This window comes from Arthrobacter sp. E3 (genome assembly GCF_017353415.1).
Lineage (GTDB): Bacteria > Actinomycetota > Actinomycetes > Actinomycetales > Micrococcaceae > Specibacter.
On record NZ_JAFMPX010000136.1, the window covers coordinates 1 to 255 of the forward strand.

The following is a 255-nucleotide window of genomic DNA, read 5'->3' on the forward strand; positions in this document are numbered from 1 at the left end:
GCTTGGAAACAAGCGCCCCGCTTGCGGTCGGTTTACAGGTGGTGCATGGTTGTCGTCAGCTCGTGTCGTGAGATGTTGGGTTAAGTCCCGCAACGAGCGCAACCCTCGTTCTATGTTGCCAGCACGTCGTGGTGGGGACTCATAGGAGACTGCCGGGGTCAACTCGGAGGAAGGTGAGGACGACGTCAAATCATCATGCCCCTTATGTCTTGGGCTTCACGCATGCTACAATGGCCGGTACAATGGGTTGCGATA

1 rRNA gene is annotated in these 255 nt (G+C 56.5%); it reads left to right on the forward strand.

The features are described from left to right. Positions 1 to 255 (forward strand): 16S ribosomal RNA (locus JMA46_RS16950); the annotation flags it as partial.